19 protein-coding genes and 3 tRNA genes are annotated in these 21,046 nt (G+C 76.7%); 10 read left to right on the forward strand and 12 right to left on the reverse strand.

Annotated features, from left to right (window positions below; all coding sequences use genetic code 11):
- The first annotated feature begins 5 nt into the window (after positions 1 to 5).
- Positions 6 to 965, forward strand: coding sequence for a UDP-glucose 4-epimerase GalE (gene galE, locus ACFVXN_RS10800; RefSeq protein WP_389231597.1), 960 nt, complete (start codon positions 6 to 8; stop codon positions 963 to 965).
- Positions 966 to 1,175: 210 nt separating this feature from the next.
- Here the strand turns inward: galE and ACFVXN_RS10805 are convergent, their stop codons facing one another.
- The 4 genes from ACFVXN_RS10805 to ACFVXN_RS10820 are packed head-to-tail and all read right to left on the reverse strand — an operon-like array spanning position 1,176 to position 3,802.
- The gene (locus tag ACFVXN_RS10805; RefSeq protein WP_389231600.1) at positions 1,176 to 2,102 is read right to left on the reverse strand and encodes an LLM class flavin-dependent oxidoreductase; all 927 of its coding nucleotides are present in this window, start codon (positions 2,100 to 2,102) and stop codon (positions 1,176 to 1,178) included.
- Positions 2,103 to 2,150: 48 nt separating this feature from the next.
- Positions 2,151 to 3,074, reverse strand: coding sequence for a cation diffusion facilitator family transporter (locus ACFVXN_RS10810; RefSeq protein ID WP_389231603.1), 924 nt, complete (start codon positions 3,072 to 3,074; stop codon positions 2,151 to 2,153).
- Entirely contained in the window at positions 3,032 to 3,418 is a 387-nt protein-coding gene (locus ACFVXN_RS10815; RefSeq protein WP_389231606.1) for an ArsR/SmtB family transcription factor, read from the reverse strand. Before ACFVXN_RS10815 ends, ACFVXN_RS10810 begins: the two co-directional genes overlap by 43 nt.
- 39 nt (positions 3,419 to 3,457) lie before the next feature.
- Positions 3,458 to 3,802 (reverse strand): metallopeptidase family protein, encoded by a 345-nt coding sequence (locus ACFVXN_RS10820; protein WP_389232598.1) that lies wholly within the window; start codon positions 3,800 to 3,802, stop codon positions 3,458 to 3,460.
- 144 nt (positions 3,803 to 3,946) lie between these two features.
- On the opposite strand from ACFVXN_RS10820, the gene ACFVXN_RS10825 reads away from it, so the two are divergent.
- The 3 genes from ACFVXN_RS10825 to ACFVXN_RS10835 all read left to right on the forward strand — a co-directional run bounded on the left by ACFVXN_RS10825 (position 3,947) and on the right by ACFVXN_RS10835 (position 4,244).
- A tRNA-Glu gene (locus tag ACFVXN_RS10825) sits at positions 3,947 to 4,019 on the forward strand.
- A 36-nt stretch (positions 4,020 to 4,055) separates the two neighbouring features.
- Positions 4,056 to 4,129: transfer RNA gene (locus ACFVXN_RS10830), tRNA-Asp, on the forward strand.
- Between the two features lie 42 nt (positions 4,130 to 4,171).
- A tRNA-Phe gene (locus ACFVXN_RS10835) sits at positions 4,172 to 4,244 on the forward strand.
- 56 nt (positions 4,245 to 4,300) lie between these two features.
- Here ACFVXN_RS10835 and ACFVXN_RS10840 read toward each other — a convergent pair.
- Together ACFVXN_RS10840 and ACFVXN_RS10845 are read right to left on the reverse strand one after the other, a co-directional pair.
- Positions 4,301 to 5,740, reverse strand: coding sequence for a sensor histidine kinase (locus ACFVXN_RS10840; RefSeq protein ID WP_389231609.1), 1,440 nt, complete (start codon positions 5,738 to 5,740; stop codon positions 4,301 to 4,303).
- Positions 5,737 to 6,744, reverse strand: coding sequence for a response regulator (locus tag ACFVXN_RS10845; RefSeq protein WP_389231612.1), 1,008 nt, complete (start codon positions 6,742 to 6,744; stop codon positions 5,737 to 5,739). The genes ACFVXN_RS10840 and ACFVXN_RS10845 overlap by 4 nt, the downstream gene beginning before the upstream one ends.
- A 179-nt stretch (positions 6,745 to 6,923) precedes the next feature.
- Here ACFVXN_RS10845 and ACFVXN_RS10850 point away from each other — a divergent pair, with 179 nt between their 5' ends.
- A complete protein-coding gene (locus ACFVXN_RS10850) occupies positions 6,924 to 7,268 on the forward strand; it encodes an STAS domain-containing protein (protein ID WP_389231615.1) in 345 nt (114 codons plus the stop codon).
- Between the two features lie 91 nt (positions 7,269 to 7,359).
- Entirely contained in the window at positions 7,360 to 9,756 is a 2,397-nt protein-coding gene (locus ACFVXN_RS10855; protein WP_389231618.1) for a transglycosylase domain-containing protein, read from the forward strand.
- Positions 9,757 to 9,793: 37 nt separating this feature from the next.
- Here the strand turns inward: ACFVXN_RS10855 and ACFVXN_RS10860 are convergent, their stop codons facing one another.
- Together ACFVXN_RS10860 and ACFVXN_RS10865 are read right to left on the reverse strand one after the other, a co-directional pair.
- Complete coding sequence (locus ACFVXN_RS10860) at positions 9,794 to 9,979, reverse strand: hypothetical protein (protein WP_389231621.1); 186 nt, start codon at positions 9,977 to 9,979, stop codon at positions 9,794 to 9,796.
- Entirely contained in the window at positions 9,958 to 10,719 is a 762-nt protein-coding gene (locus ACFVXN_RS10865; protein WP_389231624.1) for a DUF1266 domain-containing protein, read from the reverse strand. The genes ACFVXN_RS10860 and ACFVXN_RS10865 overlap by 22 nt, the downstream gene beginning before the upstream one ends.
- A gap of 146 nt (positions 10,720 to 10,865) precedes the next feature.
- Between ACFVXN_RS10865 and ACFVXN_RS10870 the strand changes: the two genes are divergently transcribed.
- Both ACFVXN_RS10870 and ACFVXN_RS10875 read left to right on the forward strand, forming a co-directional pair.
- Entirely contained in the window at positions 10,866 to 13,493 is a 2,628-nt protein-coding gene (locus tag ACFVXN_RS10870) for a tetratricopeptide repeat protein (protein WP_389231627.1), read from the forward strand.
- A gap of 92 nt (positions 13,494 to 13,585) precedes the next feature.
- Positions 13,586 to 14,101, forward strand: a complete 516-nt coding sequence (locus ACFVXN_RS10875; protein ID WP_389231630.1) for a hypothetical protein — start codon at positions 13,586 to 13,588, stop codon at positions 14,099 to 14,101.
- A 40-nt stretch (positions 14,102 to 14,141) separates the two neighbouring features.
- Here the strand turns inward: ACFVXN_RS10875 and ACFVXN_RS10880 are convergent, their stop codons facing one another.
- Positions 14,142 to 14,306 (reverse strand): hypothetical protein, encoded by a 165-nt coding sequence (locus ACFVXN_RS10880; protein ID WP_389231633.1) that lies wholly within the window; start codon positions 14,304 to 14,306, stop codon positions 14,142 to 14,144.
- A 167-nt stretch (positions 14,307 to 14,473) separates the two neighbouring features.
- Between ACFVXN_RS10880 and ACFVXN_RS10885 the strand changes: the two genes are divergently transcribed.
- Positions 14,474 to 15,082 (forward strand): D-alanyl-D-alanine carboxypeptidase family protein, encoded by a 609-nt coding sequence (locus ACFVXN_RS10885; protein ID WP_389231636.1) that lies wholly within the window; start codon positions 14,474 to 14,476, stop codon positions 15,080 to 15,082.
- A gap of 124 nt (positions 15,083 to 15,206) precedes the next feature.
- Here ACFVXN_RS10885 and ACFVXN_RS10890 read toward each other — a convergent pair whose 3' ends face one another.
- The 3 genes from ACFVXN_RS10890 to ACFVXN_RS10900 all read right to left on the reverse strand — a co-directional run bounded on the left by ACFVXN_RS10890 (position 15,207) and on the right by ACFVXN_RS10900 (position 19,502).
- A complete protein-coding gene (locus ACFVXN_RS10890; protein ID WP_389231639.1) occupies positions 15,207 to 16,754 on the reverse strand; it encodes a GAF domain-containing protein in 1,548 nt (515 codons plus the stop codon).
- Between the two features lie 118 nt (positions 16,755 to 16,872).
- Positions 16,873 to 17,541, reverse strand: coding sequence for an ArsR/SmtB family transcription factor (locus ACFVXN_RS10895; RefSeq protein WP_389231642.1), 669 nt, complete (start codon positions 17,539 to 17,541; stop codon positions 16,873 to 16,875).
- 104 nt (positions 17,542 to 17,645) lie between these two features.
- Complete coding sequence (locus tag ACFVXN_RS10900; RefSeq protein ID WP_389231645.1) at positions 17,646 to 19,502, reverse strand: glycosyl hydrolase; 1,857 nt, start codon at positions 19,500 to 19,502, stop codon at positions 17,646 to 17,648.
- 141 nt (positions 19,503 to 19,643) lie between these two features.
- Between ACFVXN_RS10900 and ACFVXN_RS10905 the strand changes: the two genes are divergently transcribed.
- The gene (locus ACFVXN_RS10905) at positions 19,644 to 20,984 is read left to right on the forward strand and encodes an APC family permease (protein WP_389231648.1); all 1,341 of its coding nucleotides are present in this window, start codon (positions 19,644 to 19,646) and stop codon (positions 20,982 to 20,984) included.
- Positions 20,985 to 21,046: the final 62 nt, after the last annotated feature.

Raw genomic sequence — 21,046 nt, forward strand, 5'->3', positions numbered from 1 at the left:
CGGACATGACGTGGATGGTGACCGGAGGCGCGGGGTACATCGGATCGCACGTGGTGCGGGCGTTCGGGCAGGTCGGCATCCCCGCCGTCGTGCTCGACGACCTGTCGTCCGGGCACCGCGGGTTCGTCCCGGCGGACGTGCCGTTCGTGGAGGGGTCGATCCTCGACACCGCGCTCGTCACCGCCGCGCTCCGCGAGCACGAGGTCACCGGCGTCGTGCACCTCGCCGGCTTCAAGTACGCCGGGGTCTCGGTGCAGCGCCCCCTGCACACGTACGAGCAGAACGTCACCGGCACCGTCCACCTCCTCGAGGCGATGGCCGCCGCCGACGTGCACCGGATCGTGTTCTCCTCCAGCGCCGCCGTCTACGGCACCCCCGACGTCGACCTCGTCACCGAGGACACCGCGACCGCCCCCGAGTCCCCCTACGGCGAGTCCAAGCTCATCGGCGAGTGGCTGCTCCGCGACCAGGGCCGCGCGACCGAGCTCCAGCACACGTCGCTGCGGTACTTCAACGTGGTCGGCTCCGGCACCCCCGAGCTGTACGACACCAGCCCGCACAACCTGTTCCCGCTCGTGCTCGACGCGCTCGCCGCCGGCCGCACGCCCCGGATCAACGGCACCGACTACGCCACCCCCGACGGCACCTGCGTCCGGGACTACGTGCACGTCGCCGACCTCGCGACCTCGCACGTCGCCGCCGCCCGCGCTCTCACCGAGGGCCGCGAGCTGCAGCGGGTCTACAACCTCGGGTCCGGCGACGGGGTCTCCGTGCGGGAGATCATGACGGCGATGGCCCAGGGCACCGGCATCCCGTTCGAGCCCGAGATCGCCCCTCGGCGCCCCGGCGACCCCGACCGGATCGTCGCGTCCGGCGCGGCCGCCGCGCGCGACCTCGACTGGGTCATGCGGCACACGCTGACCGAGATGGTCGCGAGCGCCTGGGAGGCCCGGCAGGCCCACTGAGGCCGCCCCCCTGACGACCGGGGCCGGTGCCCCCCTGCGCCGGCCCCGGTCCTTCTGCCTGCCCACTGCCCGCGCCGAGACAGATCCGCCGCGTCGACTCAGGTCGCCCCACGGTCCTGTCTCGACGGGGAGGTCCTGTCTCGGCGGCGTCCGGGGTCGGGGTCGCGGGGTCGGGGTCGCCGGGTCGGTGTCCGGGATCGACGTCGCGGGTCAGCGGCCGAGGCGGGACAGGCCCTCGGCCAGCACGTCCTCCGAGCCGGCGTAGATGCCCTCGGCCCGGGGCCAGTGCACGACCACGTCGCTGAACCCCAGGTCCGCGGCGCGCTCCACCCCCTCGACGAGGGTGTCCGGCGACTCCAGGGAGTACACCGGCGCGCCGTCGAGGCTCAGGTACAGGTCCGGCACCCGGCCCTCCGGGGCGACCCGCGCCGCGACCTCGCGCACCTGGTCGACCATCCCGGCCAGCCCCGTCCACCACGCCTCCTGCGCCGCCGACGCCGACCCGGGCTGCTCGCCGGGGGCGAACGTCGGACCGTACGTGGCCCAGCCCTGCCCGAACCGGGCCGCGAGCGCCATCGTGCGGGGACCGTTCGCGGCGATCACGAACGGCGTCCGCGGCGTCGCGAGCGTCCCGGGCAGCATCCGCGCGCCGTGCGCCGCGTAGAACTCGCCCTCGTGCTCGGTCACCGGGTGCGTGAGCAGCCGGTCCAGCAGCTCGACGAACTCCTCGAACCGACGGGTCCGCTCCCCCCGCGTCGGCGCCGGGCCGAGCACGCCCGCGTCGAAGCCCTCGCCGCCGGCGCCCAGCCCCAGCAGGAACCGCCCCTCGGCGATGTCGTCCAGCCCCATCACGTCCTTGGCGAACGGCACGGGGTGCCGGAAGTTCGGCGAGGCCACCCACGTGCCCAGCCCGATGCGCTCGGTCACGGCCGCCGCCGCGGCGAGCAGCGGCACTGTGGCGAACCACGGCTCGTCGGCGAGCGACCGCCACGCCAGGTGGTCGTAGGTCCACGCGTGGTCGAACCCGTACTCCTCCGCCCGGCGCCACACGTGCCGCGCGGCCGACCAGCGCCGCTGCGGGAGGACCACCACGCCGAGACGGGTGCGGGCGGGCGCTGCGGCGGGGGCGTCGGTCACGTGCGCCAGCGTACCGACGCGCCGCCCCACCGGCCGGTCCCGGCCCCCTCACGCGTGCGTGCGGGCCTCGCGGGACTCCGGGGGCTCGAGCTGGAACGTGCAGTGGTCGACGTCGAAGTGCCCGGCCAGGCACCGGCGCAGGTCGTCGAGGACCCGCCCGGACTCGCCGCGCGCGAGGACGTCGGCGGGGACCTCCACGTGGGCGGACAGCACGGGGACGCCGGAGGTGATCGTCCAGGCGTGCAGGTCGTGCACCCCGAGGACCCCGCGGACGCCGCAGATGTGCCGGCGGACGTCGTCGAGGTCCACCCCGGGCGGCGTCGCCTCGAGCAGCACGACCCCGACGTCGCGGAGCAGCGACCACGCGCGGGGGGCGATCAGCAGGCCGATCAGCACCGACGCGATCCCGTCGGCCCGGACGAACCCCGTGGTCAGCACGACGACCGCGGCGCCGATCACCGCGACGGACCCGAGCAGGTCGCCCAGCACCTCGAGGTAGGCGCCGCGGACGTTGAGCGACTCGGCCTGGCCCGGGCGCAGCAGCACCAGGCCGACGGCGTTCGCGAGCAGCCCGACCACCGCGACGCCGAGCATGAGGCCGGCCTCGACCTCGGCGGGTTCGCTGATCCGCCGGACGCCGCCGACGACCGCCGCGACGGCGACGACCGCCAGGACCAGGCCGTTCGCCAGGGCGGCGAGGATCTCCGCGCGCTGCCAGCCGAACGTGCGCCGGGCGGTGGCGGGGCGGCGGGCGAGCGACGTCGCCAGCAGCGCGAGCCCGACGCCGACCGCGTCGGTCAGCATGTGCCCGGCGTCGGCCAGCAGCGCGAACGACCCGGACAGCAGCCCGCCGACGACCTCGGCGACGAGCACCGTGAGCGTGATCGCGAGCACCGCGGCCAGCCGCCCCCGGTGCGCCTGCGCGGCGGTCAGCCCGTGGTCGTGGCCGCCGTGCCCGTGGTCGTGCCCCATCGTCGTCCCTCCGTCCGGGCGACCACCCGCTCGGCGGCCCCCAGCAGCTCGTCGAGCTCGGGGTCCGCCAGCGCGTACCGGGTCGCCCGCCCCTCGGGGGTGGCGACCACGAGCCCGGCCGCCCGCAGCGTCGCGAGGTGCGCCGAGACCGTCGACTGCGCGAGGCCCAGGGCCCCGGTCAGGTCGACGACCCGCAGCGCGTCGTCGGCGAGCAGGTGGACGAGCGAGAGCCGCGTCGGGTCCGCCAGGGCGTGCAGCACACGGGCGACGTCCTGGTGCGCGTGCTCCGGGACGCCGGCGTGGTCGTGCAGCGCCGCGGTGGATCCTGAATCATCGTTGTTCATCGATGTTATCGCTCCTTGTCGATGGAGGGAAGGGCCGGGTCAGGCCCAGCCGAGCTGGTGCAGCCGCTCGTCGTCGATGCCGAAGTGGTGCGCGACCTCGTGCACCACGGTGATCGCGACCTCCTCGACGACCTCCTCCCGGTCCGCGCAGATCGCCAGCGTCGGGTTCCGGAAGACCGTGATCCGGTCGGGCAGCGAGCCGGCCGCCCAGAACTCGCCGCGCTCGGTGAGGGGTACGCCCTCGTACAGGCCCAGCAGGTCCGGGTCGTCGGCGGGCGCGTCGTCCTCGACCAGCACCACGACGTTGTCCATCTGGGCCGCGAGCTCGGGCGGGATGCGGTCCAGCCCGTCCCGGACGGCGTCCTCGAACTCCTCCAGCGACATGTCCACCACGGGGCCATCCTCCCTGATGATCCCGGGGGACGCGGGGCCGCGCGACCGGTCACCACGAGCCGATTTGGGGGATCCCCGCAGATGCACGTATAGTCATCACCGGTCTGAAGACGCCTCGACGTCAGGGGCGAACGAGCCCCCATCGTCTAGCGGCCCAGGACCCCGCCCTTTCACGGCGGTAGCACGGGTTCGAATCCCGTTGGGGGTACGAGCAGTGCATGTGGAAGAATAGGTCTCACAACGAGGCCCCGTAGCGCAGTTGGTTAGCGCGCCGCCCTGTCACGGCGGAGGTCGCGGGTTCAAGTCCCGTCGGGGTCGCTCGATCACACCGGTCCATCTGGGCCGGTGTTGTCGTACCAAGGCTCTGTAGCTCAGTTGGTAGAGCGTTCGACTGAAAATCGAAAGGTCACCGGATCGACGCCGGTCGGAGCCACACCGAGAAGCCCCGCTCGCCCCAGGCGACGCGGGGCTTCGCCGTTCCCGGCCCCGTCAGCCCGCCCGCCCCCGGCGCGGCAGGACCGCCGTGAACGTCGCCCCCTCGCCCTCCACGCTGGTGACCTCCACCACACCGCCGTGCGCGACGACCACCGACCGGGTGATCGCCAGCCCGAGCCCGATGCCGGGCACCGCGTGCCGCGCGGCGGTCGACGTCCGGAAGAACCGCCCGAACAGCCGGTCGAGCTCGTCGGCCGGGATCCCCAGCCCGGTGTCGGCCACCGCGACCCGGACGTGGTCCACGGTCGCCGTCACCCCGACGGTCACCGACCCGCCGGCCGGGGTGAACTTCAGCGCGTTCGACACGAGGTTGTCGCAGACCTGCGCGAGCCGCACCGGGTCGGCGCGCAGCGGCACCGGGTCGGCGGGGACGTCGAGCGCCAGCCGCACCCCGGCGCGCTCCGCGGCGGGCCGGGCGGACTCGACCGCGGCCCGGGCCACCTGGGCCACGTCCACGTCGGTCGGGTTCAGCGGGAACCCGCCGGCGTCGACCCGGGCCGTGAACAGCAGGTCGTCGACCAGCCCGAGCAGCCGGTGCGCGTTCCGCTCGGCGACCTCGACCGACCGCGCCTGGTCGGGCGTCAGCGGGTCGTCGCGCAGCAGGTCCAGGTGGCCGACGACCGCGCTCACCGGGGTCCGCAGCTCGTGCGAGATCATCCCGGTGAACTGCTCCTGGAGCTGCGCGGACTCCAGCGCCTGCGTCTGGTCGGTGGCCACGAACAGGTAGCCCGCCACCCGGCCGTCGTCCTCGCGCCGCACCGTCACCGACACCTGGACCGGCACCCCGGAGCCGTCGGCGCGCAGCCACGTCCAGCCGGAGACGTCGGGCCGGTCGGTGGTGACGTCGGCGACCAGCGCGGCGAACGGGGTCCGGGCGGCGGTGCGACGCCAGCGCTCGCGCAGCTCGTCGGGGTGCACCAGCTCGTCGACCCGCAGCGCGCCGCGGACGTCCGGGGCCTGTCGGCCGAGCATCCGCTCCGCGCCGGGGTTCCAGACGTCGACCAGCCCGTCCGGGCCCGTGCCGATCACCGCCTGCTCGGTGACCGCGTCGAGCACGCTCCGGGTCAGCCGCTCCGCGGCGTGCAGGTGCGCGAGGTCCCCGCGGACGCGCCGGGCCAGGGCGTGGGCGACCAGCGCGGCGACGGCGTGCACCAGCAGGACCGGCACCGCGCGCCCCGCGTCCAGCGTGGCCCACGGCAGCAGCAGCGGGACCAGCAGCAGCGCCGCCGCGGACGCCGCGACGGCCAGCGGCACCGACCGCCGACCCGGACCGGCCGCGATCCACAGCACCGGCAGCAGGAGGGCGGCGGTGGCGGCCGCGCCCAGGCCGCCGGTCGCCGCGGCCGGCACCCCGAGCGCGAGCGCCACGGCCGACGCGGCGGCGGTCGCCCACCCGCGCCCCGCACCCGCGACGGGGGCCGGCGACGCGCTCACGGCCGCCGCGCTCCCGTGTCCCGGACGATCTCCAGCGGCTCCACCGCGCGGCCGGTGCCGAACCGCGACCAGTACCGGGCGGTGGCCCGCACCATCTCGGGGTCGAGGTAGTCGCGGATCGCGGTCTGGGAGCCGAAGCAGGCCAGCATCGCGAGCTTGGTCGCGAGGTGGTCGTCGACCCCGACGAACCGGTTCGGCCGGAAGTCGACCGTCGCCGACGGGCTCTCGAAGCACGCCACCGTCGCGACGTCGCGGGTCGCGACCATCACCGCCTGGTGCACCGCGCGGTGGTCCTGGTGCCGGTCGTGCTCGCTGTGCGTGTAGACGACCGTGGGCCGCACCTGGGCGACGACCCGCTCCACGATGCCGAGCGTCGGCTCCGCGACGGGGATCCGGGTGTCCGGCAGGTCCTCGAGCAGCAGGCGCGCGCCGATCAGGGCGGCCGCGGCGTGCGCCTCCTGCTCGCGGGCGGCGACGTCCCCGCCGCGCGCCCCGCGGGACAGCGTGAGCACGACGACCGTGTCCCCGGCCGCCCGGTGCGCGGCGAGCGTGCCGCCGACGCCGATCTCGACGTCGTCCGGGTGCGCCCCGACCGCGAGCACGACCGGCCGGGCGGCGACCGCCGCGCGGCGCCGCTCGCCGAGCCGCCGCACGACCGCGACCAGGTCGGCCGCCGCGACGGGCTTGGGCAGGAACTCGTCGGCGCGCCGCCGCAGCGCCTCGACCGCGTGGTCGACCGAGACGTGCGCGGTCATCACGACCACGCCGACGTCCGGGACCCGCTCCCGGAGCACCCCGGCGAGCTCGAGCCCCGACATGCCGGGCATCTCGATGTCGGTGACCACCACGTCCGGGTCGTGCCGGTCCAGCGCCCCGAGGATGTCCGACGCGTCGTGCAGCACCACGACGTCGCACCCCGCGCGCCGCTCCAGCACGGCCGCGGTGTACGCGGCGACGTCGGGGTCGTCGTCCAGCACGACGACCCGCAGCGTGGCCTCGGTCAAGCGGTCCCCCCGGTGGTCGGCGTGCGGGCGCCGAGCCGCCCGGCGCCGCACTCATGCTCGCAGACGGGCGCACGACCCGCCGTGCCGCCCGGGCGGGGCGCGTCGCCCGGCGGCGGTCGAGTGCCTAAGGTGAGGGCGCACCGGGAGCGGTCCCGGCCGGCACGACAGGAGGGTGGGACGTGGAGATCGCAGTCCAGCGGATCGGCGGTCCCGTCGTCGTCGTGCATCCCCAGGGCCGGCTGACCGCCGCGGACGCCCCCGAGCTGCGCACGGTCCTCGCCGACCTCGTCGAGGCCGGCCGCACGAAGATCGTGCTGGACCTGGAGGAGACGACCTTCCTCGACTCGTCCGGTCTGGGCGCCCTCGTCGCGGGGCTGCGGATCACCCGCACCGCGGGAGGCGACCTGACGATCGCCCGCGCCACCGGCCAGGTCCTCGACGTGCTGACCCTCACGACGATGATCCGGGTGCTGCCGTCGCACGAGACCGTCGCCGACGCGTTCGGGGCCCTCGGCGGCGCCTGAGTCCCCCTGCGGCCCACCCGGGGCCTCGCCCGGCGCACGCCCGCCGGCGGAACCGGGCGCACGCGGCGACCGCCTGCCCTAGCGTGGCCGCATGACCCCGGCCCGAGGCCACGGTGCGCGACGGATGTCGGTGCTGCGCGCCGTCGCGCTGCTGGTGGCGTTCGTGCTGCTCGCCGGGATCGGCGGGGTGCTGTCGGCCGCGCTGGTGCTGCCGAGCGTCGCCGTGGCGCACGGCACCACGGACCTCGCGGTGCAGGCGTTCGAGGAGCTGCCGACCGCGCTCGACCGCCAGCCGCTGTCGGAGCGCTCCGTCGTGCTCGCGGCCGACGGCACGACCGTGCTGGCGCTGTTCTGGGCCGAGAACCGCGAGGTCGTCCCGCTCACCGCCGTCTCCGAGCCGCTGCAGCGGGCCGTCATCGCGACGGAGGACCGCCGGTTCTACCACCACGGCGGCATCGACCCCGAGGGCATGCTGCGCGCCCTGGTCCGCAACCTCCAGCACCCGGAGCGCACCGAGGGCGCCTCCACGCTCACCCAGCAGTACATCAAGAACGTCCTCATCGACCAGGCGGTGCGCGCCGGCGACCTCGCCGGGGCCGACGCCGCGCGCGAGGCGGACGGGCCCGAGGGGTACGCGCGCAAGATCCGCGAGGCGAAGCTCGCGATCGCTCTCGAGAAGGAGATGACCAAGGACCAGATCCTCGAGGCGTACCTCAACATCGCGCAGTTCGGCCTCAACACCTACGGGGTGCAGGCCGCCGCGCTGCGCTACTTCAGCAAGCCGGCCTCGGAGATCACCTACCTCGAGGCCGCGACCATCGCCGGCGTGACGCAGAGCCCCACGGCGTTCGACCCGGTGCGCAACCCGCAGGCCGCGCAGGAGCGGCGCGACATCGTGCTGGGGCTGCTGCACGAGCAGGGGTACATCACCGCGGAGGAGCTCGCCGCCGGGATCGCGACGCCGCTGCCTGACATGCTGCGGGTCGACGACCGGCAGATCGGGTGCATGCAGGCGGAGGCGGCCGTGCGCGGGTCGGGCTACTTCTGCGACTACGTGACGAAGGTGATCCGCAACGACCCCGCGTTCGGGGAGACCGAGGACGCGCGCGTCGACCTGCTCTACCGCGGCGGGCTCACCATCACCACCACCCTCGACCCGCGGGAGCAGACCATCGCGGACGAGGAGGTGAAGAACCAGGTGCCGGTGGCCGACCCGTCCGGGGTCGCGACCGCCCTGGTCACCGTGGAGCCCGGCACCGGGCGGATCACCTCGATGGCCCAGAACCGCGTCTACAACAACACCCAGGACCACGGCGACCGCGAGACCGCCGTGAACTACAGCACCGACTTCCGGTACGGCGGCGCCAGCGGGTTCCCGCCCGGGTCGACGTTCAAGCCCTTCACCCTCGCGCAGTGGCTCAAGGAGGGGCACAGCCTGAGCGAGACCGTGAACGGCACGCGGTTCTCGTACCGGTTCAGCGAGTTCACGGCCCCGTGCACCGGCCTGAACGGCAGCACCGAGTACCGGTTCGCCAACGCCGAGGGGCCCCGGTCCGGCGGGGTGATGTCGGTGCTCGACGCCACCCGCGGCTCGGTGAACTCCGGCTACATCGCGATGGCCTCCCAGCTGGACCTCTGCGGGATCATGGACACCGCGACCTCGCTGGGCATCCACAAGGCCGGCGGCCAGTCCGGCGACGGGCCCTTCGACCCGCTGCCCGCCAACGTGCTCGGCTCCGACTCCGTCGCACCGCTCGCGATGGCCGCCGCGTTCGCCGCGTTCGCCGCCGGCGGCACGTACTGCACCCCGGTCGCGATCACCGCGGTCGTCGACCGGGACGGCGCCCCGCTGCCGGTCCCCGCGTCGTCCTGCACCCCCGGCGCGCTGGAGCCCCGGATCGCGAACGCGGTGAACCACGCCCTGCAGAACGTCTGGTCCGGCACCGCGAGCACGCCCGCGCCCCCGTTCCCCGCCGCCGGCAAGACCGGGACGACCTCCCGGAACGAGCACACCTGGTTCGTGGGCTACACGCCGCTGCGCGCGACCGCCGTGTGGGTCGGGCACGCCGAGGCGATGGTCCCGATGCAGCGCATCACCATCAACGGCCGGTACATCCGCAACGTGTTCGGGTCCTCCGTCGCCGTGCCGATCTGGAAGGGCTTCATGACCCGCACCCTGGAGGGCCAGGCGGTCCCCGGGTTCGCGCCCGCCGGCCCGGACGAGGTGCTGGGCCGGCAGGTGCCGGTGCCCCGCGTCGTCGGCCTGGACGTGGACGCGGCGCGCCGCGCGCTCGCCGCGGCGGGGTTCCGTGTCGTCGTCCGCGCGCCGCAGCCGTCCGCGGAGCCCGCCGGCGCTGTCGCCGAGCAGAGCCCGTCGGGCACGACGGTGGCCGGGTCGGTGGTCAGCCTGACGCCGTCGGCCGGTCCCCCGCCCGCCGCGCCACCGCCGGCAGCGCCGCCGCCCGCGGCACCCCCACCCGCCCCCTGACGCGCGGGCGCGCCGTCGGGTCCGGCACCCCGGCGCGTCAGATCCGGCGCAGCACGTTCGAGAGGAACGCGTGCACGTGCGGTCGCAGGTCGTCGCCCCACACGAGGACGACCACCATCCCCAGGCCGATCAGCACCAGCAGCCCCACCCAGCGGCCCGGGTACCGCAGCCGACCACGCCCCTGCGCGCGCCGACCTCCCGTCACCAGGCCAGCCGGAGCCACGGGGAGCCGTCGTCCTTCAGCAGCCGGTCCACGGCGCGGTCGAACGAGCCGATGTCGCCGTCCACCGGGTTCCGGCTGGTGCCCGCGGTCCAGAACGCCCGACCCACCACGAACGCCCGGCCGTACTCCTCCCACCCCCGGTAGGCGGGCCGGGACAGGCCGACCGCCTCGCCCATCGCCTCGAACGCGCGGTCCCGGGTCACCAGGCCCGCGTCCAGCAGCAGGCGGCTGAGGTGCACGACCCGCGCGGCGTCCCACGCGACGATGCTCGCCGGCAGCGGGTCGATCAGCTCGGAGTGCCCGCCCGCGACCGCCGCGCCCGTCCACCCCGTGTACCAGGCGCGGGCGCGCTCGGGGTCGAGGCCGCGCTCGGCCGCCTCCCCGCCGATCCGCGCCAGGTGCTCCTGCTGGAGCCCCCGGGCGCCGCGCCGGTCCGCGAACACCTCGTCGACCCGCGGGGCGACCAGCGCGTAGTACCCCCGGTGCCCCTGGTGCAGGAGGAACGCGTAGGCGCGGTCGACGTCGTCGGGCCCGTGCACGTCCCACGCGCCGGACAGCAGCTTCTGCGCCGTCGCGGGGTCGGCCTCCATCGTGGGGGCGTTGACCGGCAGGTGCCCCTCGGCCGCGTACACCGCGCCCAGGGCCAGCGCCCGGTCCTCGTCGGGCGACAGCGCGGGCGCGCCCTCCAGCACGATGAACTCCGCGGTGAACATCGACTTGATCTTGTCGAACAGACCCATCGGTCCGCCCCTCCTCGGCGTGCGGCGTCGCGGGGGTGCGACGCGAGGGGCCCAGCGCACCGCACGGCCCGCCCGCCCGGCACGTGTCCCGAACGAACCCGAACACCCCGCCGGCACCGCCGCCCTCGGCTCGTACCCTGGTCGGCGTGCCCGGCGACGCCTCCCCTCCCCCGGACCCCGCGGGCTGGGACGACCTGACGACCCGGCTGCGCGCGCTGCGGGCCCGCGCCGGCTCCCCGTCGTACGCGGAGCTCGTCCGCCGGGTCGACGGCCTGCGGGCCGCGCGCGGCGTCCCGGAGCACGAGCGGCGCCCGGGCCGGGTCACCGTCTACGACGCGTTCCGCGACGGCCGGGCCCGCCTCGACGTCGAGCTGCTCGTCGACCTGGTGCGCGCCCTCGGGGGCACGCCGGACGACGCGACGGCCTGGCGGGGCGCGCACGCGGCGGCGGCCCGCCGGGTCGCGGGCCGCGAGCGGGCAGGCGATCAGGTCGGCGAGCACGCCGAACAGCAGGCCGGCCGGGCGCCGCTGCTGCGCGACGCGGACCCGCTCGCCGAGCTGCCCCGGGTCCGCGGGCGCGACGCCGAGCTCGAGCAGCTGCTCGCGTGGGCCGCCGCCCCCGCGCCCCGTGCGCGGGTCGCGGTGGTCACCGGGGTGCCGGGGGCCGGGCTCAGCACGGTCGTGCGCGCGGTGGCCGCGCGGCACCGCGCGGCCACGGGAGCCCCGGTCCGGGTCGTCGACGGCGGCGCGGACGTCGACGCGGTGCTGGCCGGGCTCGCCGGGCTCGCAGCGTCCGCGGACGCAGCGGGCTCCCGCGACGGCACGCCGCTGCTCGTCGTCGACGACGCCCCCGGGGCCGACCACGTCCAGCGGCTCGCGGACGGGCTGCCCGGCTGGTCGCTGCTGGTCACGTCCCGCCGGTCGCTCACCGTCGCCGGCTCGCGCGCGGTGGTGCTCGGCCCGCTCGACCCGGCGACCGCCGTCACGGTGCTGGGCGACCTCGTGGGCCCGGACCGGGTCGCCGCCGAGCCGGACGCCGCCGCCGCGCTCGCCGCCGCGTGCGGGTACCTCCCGGTGGCACTGGCCGTCGCCGCGGGCCGGGTCGACGAGCAGCCCGGCTGGTCCCTCGCGGACCACCAGCACCGCGTCGCCGGCTCGGCGCACGCCCTGCCCGCGATCGACGCGGCGTACCGCGCGCTCGACCCGGAGCAGGCCCTCGTGCTGCGCCGCCTCGCGCTGCACCCCGCCCCGCTTCCGACCGCGTGGCTCGCCGTCCTCGCGGGGCTGGACGTCCCGAGCGTGCGACGGGCGCTCGCCGCGGGCGAGGACGCGCACCTCGTCCGGACGGACGCCGCCGGACGGTCGACCGTGCACGCCCTGGTGCGGCGGTACGCGGTCGACGCCGGGCACCAGGAGGAGCCGGTCAGCGCGCGGCGCGCCGCCGTCGCCCGGCTCGCGGAACGGCTGCTCGACGAGGCGCGCCCCCTGGTCGCCGTCGTCGCCCCGCACCACGACCTCCCCGCCGCCGCCGACGACGCCCCGACACCGGCCGAGGCCCGGACCCGGCTCGACGACCTGCGCGGCGTCGCGGTCGGCGCGGCCGGGCTCTGCGCGGGTCTCGGGCTCGCGGAGCAGCTGGGGGCGCTGTCCGGGACGCTGGCGCCGTACCTCGACACCGCCGGCCACTGGTCCGGCGCCGTCGAGCTGCACACCCACGCCGTCGAGGCGGCCGACCCGGCGGGCCGGAGCCGGGCCGGTCGGGACGTCGGTCGCGCGCTGGAGCAGCTCGGCCGCTACGACGAGGCCCTCGCCCACCTGGTGCGGGCCCACGAGTCCGGCCACGACCCCCGGCCCGGCCAGACGCTCAACCGGATCGGGAACGTCTACAAGCGGCTCGGCCGCACCGACGAGGCGCTGCGGTCCTACGCCGACGCCGTGGCCGCCGCGCGGGTCGCCGGGGACGCGGTGAGCGAGGGACGCGCCGTGGGCAACCACGCGGACGTGCTGCGGGTGCTCGGCCGGCACACCGAGGCGTTCGCGGGCTACGACGCGGCGCTCACCCTCGCCGCGGCGGCCGGGGACGCGGTGAACACGGCCGTGGTGACCCTCAACTCGGTGCTGGCGCTGGAGCAGGCCGGTCGGGTCGACGACGCCCGCGCGCGCGTCGTGCTCGCCCGGGCGGCCGCCGAGCGGGTCGGCGACGCCGGGATGCTGCTCCGCGCGGACCTGTACGACGCCCGGCTGCGGGCGACGACGGGCGCGCCGGGCGACGCGGTGCCGGCGGTCCGCGCCGTCGTGGCCCGGGCCGCGGAGCTCGGCGACGTGACCGTCGAGGCCGAGGCCGGGACCGTGCTGGGCCACGCGCTGCTCGCCGCGGGCGACCTGCCGGGCGCGCACGCCGCGCTCACCCGGGCCCGCGCGCTCGGGCAGCGGCTGCGCGCCCGGCTGATCGAGGCGGAGGCGCTCAACGGTCTCGGCGCGGTCGCGCTCGCCGGGCAGGACGTCGCGGCGGCACGGGACGCGTTCGCGGCGGCGCTGACGGTCGCGGACGCCGCCGCGGACAGCGACGAGCGGGTGCGCGCCCTGACCGGGCTGGGCGACTGCGCGGCCGCGGACGGCGCGGGCGAGGACGCGCGGGCGCGGTGGACCGCGGCGCTCGCCGACGCGCAGGCCACCGGGCTCCCGGCGGTGGCCGGCCTGCGGTCGCGGCTGGACGCGCCGCCCGGGACGCCGCCCGCCGCGCCGTCCGGCGCGCCGGCACCCGCCCCGGGCTGACCCGCGGTCCACCCCCGGGCGGACCCGCAGGCGCGCGGGACCGGCCCCCGGGCCGATGTGCCGCGCGCCCGGCCCCACCTAGCGTCGAGGGCATGGACACCACGCCCCTCACCAGCACCCCCGCGGGCACGCCCGAGCGGCGGCTGCTCGCGGTCACCGCCGCCGCGGCGGGCGTCGTCCTGGCGCTCAGCGCCTGCGCCGGCCCCGTCGCCGAGGCGCTCGGCGGCGCCCGCGACACCGCCGTCACGTACCGGTCGGTCCAGGAGGCGCACGGCGACGCGGCGCTCCCCGACTGGCTGCCCGCCGACGCGGCGGACATCCGGGTGAAGTCCCGCCCCGGCGGCGCGGAGCGGATCGTGCGCATGGACGCGCGGCTCGACGCGCTGCCCGCGCAGTGCGTCCCGGTCGGTCCCGAGCAGCCGCTCGCGCCGCGGCCCGTCGACGCCGACCCCGGCGACTACCGCTCGGTGTCGACGCTGCACGCGGACTGGTGGCCGGTCGAGCAGGAGCAGCAGGCGACGATGATGTGCGGCGCCTGGTGGGTCGGCGAGCAGGACGGGGAGCTCTACGCGTTCACGCCCGAGCGCCGGACCGTGCCGGTGGGCTGACGCCGGCCGGCGTCCCGGAGGTCGGGCCGTCGCAGCAGGGTCAGGCCGTCGCGGCGAGGAGCACGCGCTCCTCCGCGAGCGCCACGACGACCAGGTCGCCGGACTCCTCGTCCACCACGGCCACCGCGCGGGCGCCGCAGACGCACACGACGTCGACGTCGTCGCCGTCCTCGAACCAGGTGCACACGTGCCGTCGGCTGCTCATGGTCCGACCGTACGCACGGGCACCGACACGGCCGTGCTCCCGGCCCCGCGTGTCGCGTTCTGCCCCGTGATCGTGCGGCACGGCGGATCCGTCGGTGCGTGGTGCTCAGGTCCGCGCACCGTCCGCCGATGGGAACCGCAGCACGGGCGAGAGGGACGCACAGACCTATGGGCATCGAGGGCATGGACGGCATCGCGGGCATCAGCCAGCGCATCGCCGCCATCCAGGCGACGATCGGCACGCTGGCCCCGGTGGCCGCGACCACGACCAGCAGCAGCGGCGCCGCGTTCGCGGACGCGCTCGCGCTGGCGGTCGACGGCACGGGCACCGCGGGCACCTCGGGCTCCGCGTCCTCGTCGGCCGCCGGCACCGCGCTGGACGCCGACGGCGTGCCCCTCGCGCTCGCCGCGTACGGCAACGGGAAGATCCCCGCCGAGGCGCTGTCCCAGGTCGACGGCACCGGTCACCGCCTCTGGGCCCCCGCCGCGGAGTCGCTGGGACGGCTGCGCGCCGACGCGGCCGCCGCGGGCGTCACGATCGGCATCACCGACTCCTACCGGTCCTACGAGTCGCAGGTCGACGTCGCCGCGCGCAAGGGCCTGTACAAGAACGGCGGCCTGGCCGCGGTCCCCGGCACCAGCGACCACGGCTGGGGCATGGCGGTCGACCTCGCGCTGGACGACAAGGCGCAGTCCTGGATGCGGGCCAACGGCGCCCGCTACGGGTTCGTCGAGGACACCCCGCGCGAGCCCTGGCACTGGGCCTACAAGCCCTGACCCCCGGGCGCCCCGCACGCCCCGGGCGCCCGCACCCACGCACGCCGAGTCAGGACCGCCGCGCCGAGTCAGGTCCGCGGACGGCCCTGTCCCGGTGCGCGGGTCCTGTCTCGGCGCGGGCGGGTCAGCGGAGGATGGCCTTGGTGACCGCGACCTGCTCGGTCAGCACGCCGCCGATGGTCTGCTGGGTCTCGTTGATCCGCTCGACGACGCCGCCGATCTTCGCCAGCGACGTGATGACCCCGGCGACCTGCTGCTGGATCTTCTCGACCTTGTCGCCCACCTGCGTGGTCGCCGCGGCGGTCTCCTGCGCGAGCTCCTTGACCTCGCCGGCGACGACCGCGAAACCCTTGCCCGCCTCCCCTGCCCGGGCGGCCTCGATCGTCGCGTTCAGCGCGAGCAGGTTGGTCTGGGCCGCGATGCCCTGGATCACGGTGACGACCTGGCCGATCTCCGCGCTGGACTCACCCAGGCCGGCGACCTCCTGGTTCGCCTCGTGCGCCAGCCGCTGCCCGTCGGTGGCGACGGTCGTCGCGGCGAGCACGTTGCGCTCGACCTCCTGGATGGACGTGACCAGCTCCTCGCCCGCGGTACGCAGGCGGTCGGAGGCGGCGTGCCGCTCGAGGGCCTGACCGACCAGGAACGCGGTGTTGCGCAGCGCCTCGCGCCGGCCGTCCGAGAGCTCCAGGGTCTGCGTGGCGAAGAAGTCCATCGTCCCGGTGATGACGCCGTCGACGAGGATCGGCAGGCAGACGCCGGACTTCACGCCCGCCCGCTGCGCCGCGGGTGCCCGCACGCAGTCGGTGAGCTCGCCCAGGTCGGCGACGAACACCAGGTCGCGCGCTCGCCAGGCCCGGCCGGCCAGGCCGACGCCCTCGCGGAACGACGCGGACCGGGTGACCTGGCGGAACTCGGCACCGGCGTCGCCGGACTCCTGGACGAAGTGCAGGGCGTGGTCGCGGTCGTCGACGGCCCAGTAGGACGCGTACGCCCAGTCGAACCCGGTCCGGATCGCCTCCAGCGCGCGGGACAGCGCGTCCTGCGCGGACGGGGCGCTGGTGACCTCGTGGATCACGCGGTTGACGGCCTCGACGTCCTGGGAGGCGTCGGCGTGCCGCTCGGCGGCGGCGACGCGCTCGATGGCCTGGGAGACCAGCACCCCGATGCTGCGGAGCGTGTCGAGGCGCTGCGGGGAGGGGTCGAGGGTCTCGGTCGTGAAGAAGTCCATCGTCCCGGTGACGACGCCGTCCTCGGTGAGCGGGAAGCACACGCCCGACCGGACGCCGGCGCGCTGCGCGGCGGGTGCGCGCACGCAGTCGGTCAGCTCGCCCAGGTCGGCGACGAACACCAGGTCCCGGCTGCGCCACGCGCGCCCGGACAGGCCGACGCCCTCACCGAACGACGCGGTGTGGGTGACGCGGCGGAACTCCTCGCCCGCCTCCCCGGACTCCTGGACGAAGTGCAGCGCGCGGTCGTCGGCGATCCGCCAGTACGAGCCGTACACCCAACCGAACCGCTCGCGGACGACCTCCAGGGCGTTGCGCACGGCGGCCTCGGAGGTCGCGGCGTCCGCGAGGGCGCGCACGACCGCGGTCACGGCCTCGATGTTGGCCCGGGACTCGGTGAGCTGGCTGGCCGTGGCTGACGGCGTCGTACGGCTGCGGCTGAACACGGTCGCTCCTCGATGAGGGGTTGGCAGATGGGCGCCCCCGCGCACCCTGCCGATCGACGCGGACAGACCGGTCATGAGGGAATGAACCGGCGATCCGGGGTGAAACCGGGCGCTGCGGTCAGCCCTGCGAGCCACCCGTGACGCCGCCCGTGGGCGCCTCGTCGTCCGGGCGGTCCTCGTCGGTGCCGTCGGCGGTCCGCGCCCCGTCCGCCGGGACCGCCCGCGCCTGCAGGTCCCACGGCTGGAACACCCGGCCGGCCCCGCGCCGGACGCGCAGCGCGCGCGGCTCGGTGTCCCGCTCCTCGACGACGACCCGGTCGACGCGCACCGGGCGGGCGGGGGCGGGCGGGCCGGCCGGCGCGGGCGCGGGGGCCGGTGCGGGCGCCGGCGTGGGTGCGGCAGCGGGCCCCGCGACCGTGCGCGGCGCCGGGGCCGGGCGGTGCACCGGCTCCCGCAGCACCTCGGGCTGCGGGGCGAGCAGCACCTCGTCGATCGGCCGGTACCGGAACTCCGCCTCGCGCCGGTGCCGCTCGATCCACATCGTCATGAGGTCGAACACCTCGGCCTCGAGGTGCACGGGCCGCCGCTGGGCCTCGCGCCGGCGGGTGACCAGGCCCGCGGCCTCCAGCACCCGCAGGTGCTTCGACACGGACTGCGCCGTGACAGGGTAGGGGGCGGCGAGCTCGCCGACGGTGGCGTCCCCGGCGGTGAGCCGGGCGACGATGTCCCGGCGCAGCGGGTCCGCGAGGGCGGAGAACACCTGGGACAGCGGGTCCTGCGCGGGCACGCGGCCTCCTCGAACGGGTGAACGGTCCCGCGAGGGTGACACGCAACCGTCGAGGTGGTCAACCGCACGGTTGGTCACCTCCGCGGTTGGCGCGCCGCACCGGCTCACGGCGCGGTCGTGAGCACCTGCTCGGGCCCGACGGCGGTGCCGGCGGCGTTGGTGGCGACCACCCGGAACCGGTAGGTGGTGCCCGGGGTCAGCCCCGTCAGCGCCGCCTCGCCCGCGCGCTCCCAGGTCGCCGCCGCGAACGTCTGCTCGGCGGTCCGCGTGCGCCACCCCGGTCCGGTCTCCACGCGCACCGCGGTCGCGAGCCCGTGCGGGTGCACCCGCAGCGGCACCGTCGCGGAGGTCCGGCCGACCCCCGTCGCAGCGACCGCCCGGACTGTGGGCGGCCCCGGGGTGTCGACCGTCCGGGCGACGGTCGTCGTCCCGGCCGCGGTCGTCGCGGTCGCGGTCCACCGGTACCGGGTGCCCGGCACGAGTCCCGCGAGGTCGTGCGCGACCGCCTGCGCGGACGTCGCGGCGGGGACCGACCGCTCGACCGCGCCGAGCTCCGGTCCCCCCTCGACCGACCAGGACAGCCGGACCGTCCCGGGGAGCCCGCGCGGATCCACCCAGGCGCGCAGCCCCGCGGAGTCGCCGGTCACGTCGCGCTCCGCGGCCGTCACGACCGGCGGGGACGCGACGACCAGCGCGCGCCGGTCGGACGCGGTCCGGCCCGCGGCGTCGGTCACGGTCAGGCGCACCACGGGGGCACCCGCCGCGTACGTGTGCGTCACCGTCCCGGGCCGGCCCGTACCGCTGCGCGTCGTCCCGTCGCCGAGCTCGAGCACCCAGCGGACCACGCCGGACCCGGTGGCGGCCCCGCCCCCGGTGCTGCGGGACAGGTCGAGCGCCACCGTGAGCGGCGCCGGGCCGACCACCGTCGACGGCCGGACCCAGGCCGTCGGCCGGGCGTGCGCGACCGGCTCGGCGACCGCCGCCGCGTAGGCCGCCCGCGTCGGCTCCGACCCCGCGACCGCCCACGCGCAGGTCCCGGTGCCCTCGAACGACGACACCACGTCCAGCCCCGGCCACGCCCCGAGGTACGCGACGGCCTCGGACAGCCACGCGCCCCGGCGCGCCGGGTCCGCGGGGTCGGCCGCGGTGCCGAGCTCGGCGAGCAGCGGCGTCCGCCCGCGGGCCGCCGCCCACTGCCGGAACGGGCCGACCACCTCCGCGACCGACCGCCACGCCGTCGGCTTCCCCGGCGCGCAGCCGAACCAGTTGTAGGCGTCCAGCCCCACCCGGTCGACGACGTCGTCCCCCGGGTAGAACGCGTCCGCCCCCGGGGTCGAGGGCGCGCTGCCGAAGCTCGCGGGCGTGACCACCCAGGTCCAGAGCACGTCGGTGACCCCGGCGTCCCGGAACACCTGCACGTACCGCCGCCACGCGGCCCGGAACTCCGCGGGGGTCCCCCACCCGGCCGCGATGTCCGCCTCGTGGTGCAGCACCAGGTACACGGGCACGCCGAGCGCCGCGACGCCCGCCGCCTGCGCGCGGATCTCCGCGTCGACCCGCCCCTCCGCGATGACCGCCCAGGGCACCACCGACCCGTCGGCGCGGCGCGGCCAGATCGACAGCAGCGGCGTCCGGCCGCGCGCGACCGAGTCGACCACCGGGGTCACGGGCTGCACGTCGTCCCACCGGCTGTACCAGCGGTGCACGTCGAGGCGCCGGCCGAGCGCGTCCTCGAACGCGGCCACCGCCGACGCCGCGTCCGGCGCGGACCCCCGGTCGACGTGCGCGCCCAGCCGGAAGCCCGGGCCGGGCGGCGCGTCGGGCTCGGCCGCGACGGACGAGGGGACCGCGAGCGCCAGGGCGGCGAGCGCGGTGGCGATCACCCGGGCGACGCAGCCGGAGCGTGCGGCGCGGCGCGGGCCGGCGCGGCGCGGGCCGCTGCGGGACGACGGTGCGGACACGGGACCCCCCTGGTCGTGGTGCTGCGCCCGTGCCCATCGGCCACACCCCGGCACCGCTGAGCGGTGCCCGCGGCGGACGCGGTCGCCGTCACCCGGTCGGCCCACCGCGCGAGGGCGTCCGCACGCCCTGATACTCGGGCGGTGACGACCACCGACACCCCGTCCGACCGGCAGGGCCCCGGCCTGCGCCGCGCCGTGACCGGGCCGCTGCTGTTCCTGTTCATCCTGGGCGACGTGCTCGGCGCCGGGGTGTACGCCCTCGTGGGCGAGCTCGGCGCCGAGGCGGGCGGGGCGATCTGGCTGCCGCTGCTGGTCGCGCTCGGCATGGCGCTGCTCACCGCCGCCTCCTATGCCGAGCTCGTGACCAAGTACCCCCGGGCGGGCGGGTCGGCGGTGTTCGCGCAGCGGGCGTACGGCAGCCCGCTGGTGTCGTTCCTCGTGGGGTTCTGCATGCTCGCCGCCGGCGTGACGTCGGCAGCGGGTCTGGCACTGGCCTTCGCCGGCGACTACCTCGCGGTGTTCCTCGACCTGCCCGCGGTCCCGGTCGCGCTGGTGTTCCTGGCACTGGTCGCGGCCCTGAACGCGCGCGGCATCCAGGAGTCGCTGCGCGCCAACGTCGTGATGACGGTCATCGAGCTGTCCGGCCTGGTGCTCGTGGTCGTGCTCGGCGCGGTCGTGCTCGGTCGCGGCGACGGCGACCCGGGCCGGGTGCTGGAGCTGCCCGCGGAGACGTCCTGGGCGGCGGCCGTGCTCGGCGGCGCGCTCATCGCGTTCTACTCGTTCGTGGGGTTCGAGACGTCCGCGAACCTGGCCGAGGAGGTCACCGACGTCCGACGGGTCTACCCCCGGGCCCTGTTCGGCGCCCTGCTCGCCGCCGGGGTCGTCTACCTGCTGGTGGGGCTGGTGGCCCCGGCGGTCGTCGCCCCGGCGGACCTGGCCGCGTCCAGCGGGCCGCTGCTCGAGGTGGTGCGGGTCGCCGGCGGCGTGCCGCTGGAGGTGTTCTCGGCGGTCGCGCTGGTCGCCGTCGCGAACGGCGCGCTGCTGACGATGATCATGGCGAGCCGGCTGACCTACGGGATGGCGCGCGAGGGGCTGCTGCCGCCGGTGCTCGGGCGGGTGCTGCCGAACCGGCGCACGCCGTGGGTCGCGATCCTGGTGACCACCGCGGTGGCGATGCTCCTGGCCGCGACCGGCGAGCTGGTCGACCTCGCCTCGACCGTCGTGCTGCTGCTGCTGTTCGTGTTCCTCAGCACGAACGTCGCGGTGCTGGTGCTGCGCCGGGACCGGGTGGAGCACGCGCACTTCCGGGCGTGGACCGCGCTGCCGGTCCTGGCGGTCGTGACCTGCCTGGTGCTGCTCACCCAGCAGCAGGCGCGGCACTGGGCGCTGGCGGGCGTGCTGCTCGCCGCGGGGCTGGTCCTGCACCTGCTGACCCGGGGGCGCTCCCGGGCCGGCTCGGCGCCCACGGCACCCGCGGAATAGATCCGCGCCGCCCCCGGTTGGGGCGCAAGTACATGCAAACGCATCGATCTGAGGAGCGCGAG

The organism is Cellulomonas sp. NPDC058312 (assembly GCF_042880135.1).
In the GTDB taxonomy this organism is placed as follows: domain Bacteria; phylum Actinomycetota; class Actinomycetes; order Actinomycetales; family Cellulomonadaceae; genus Cellulomonas.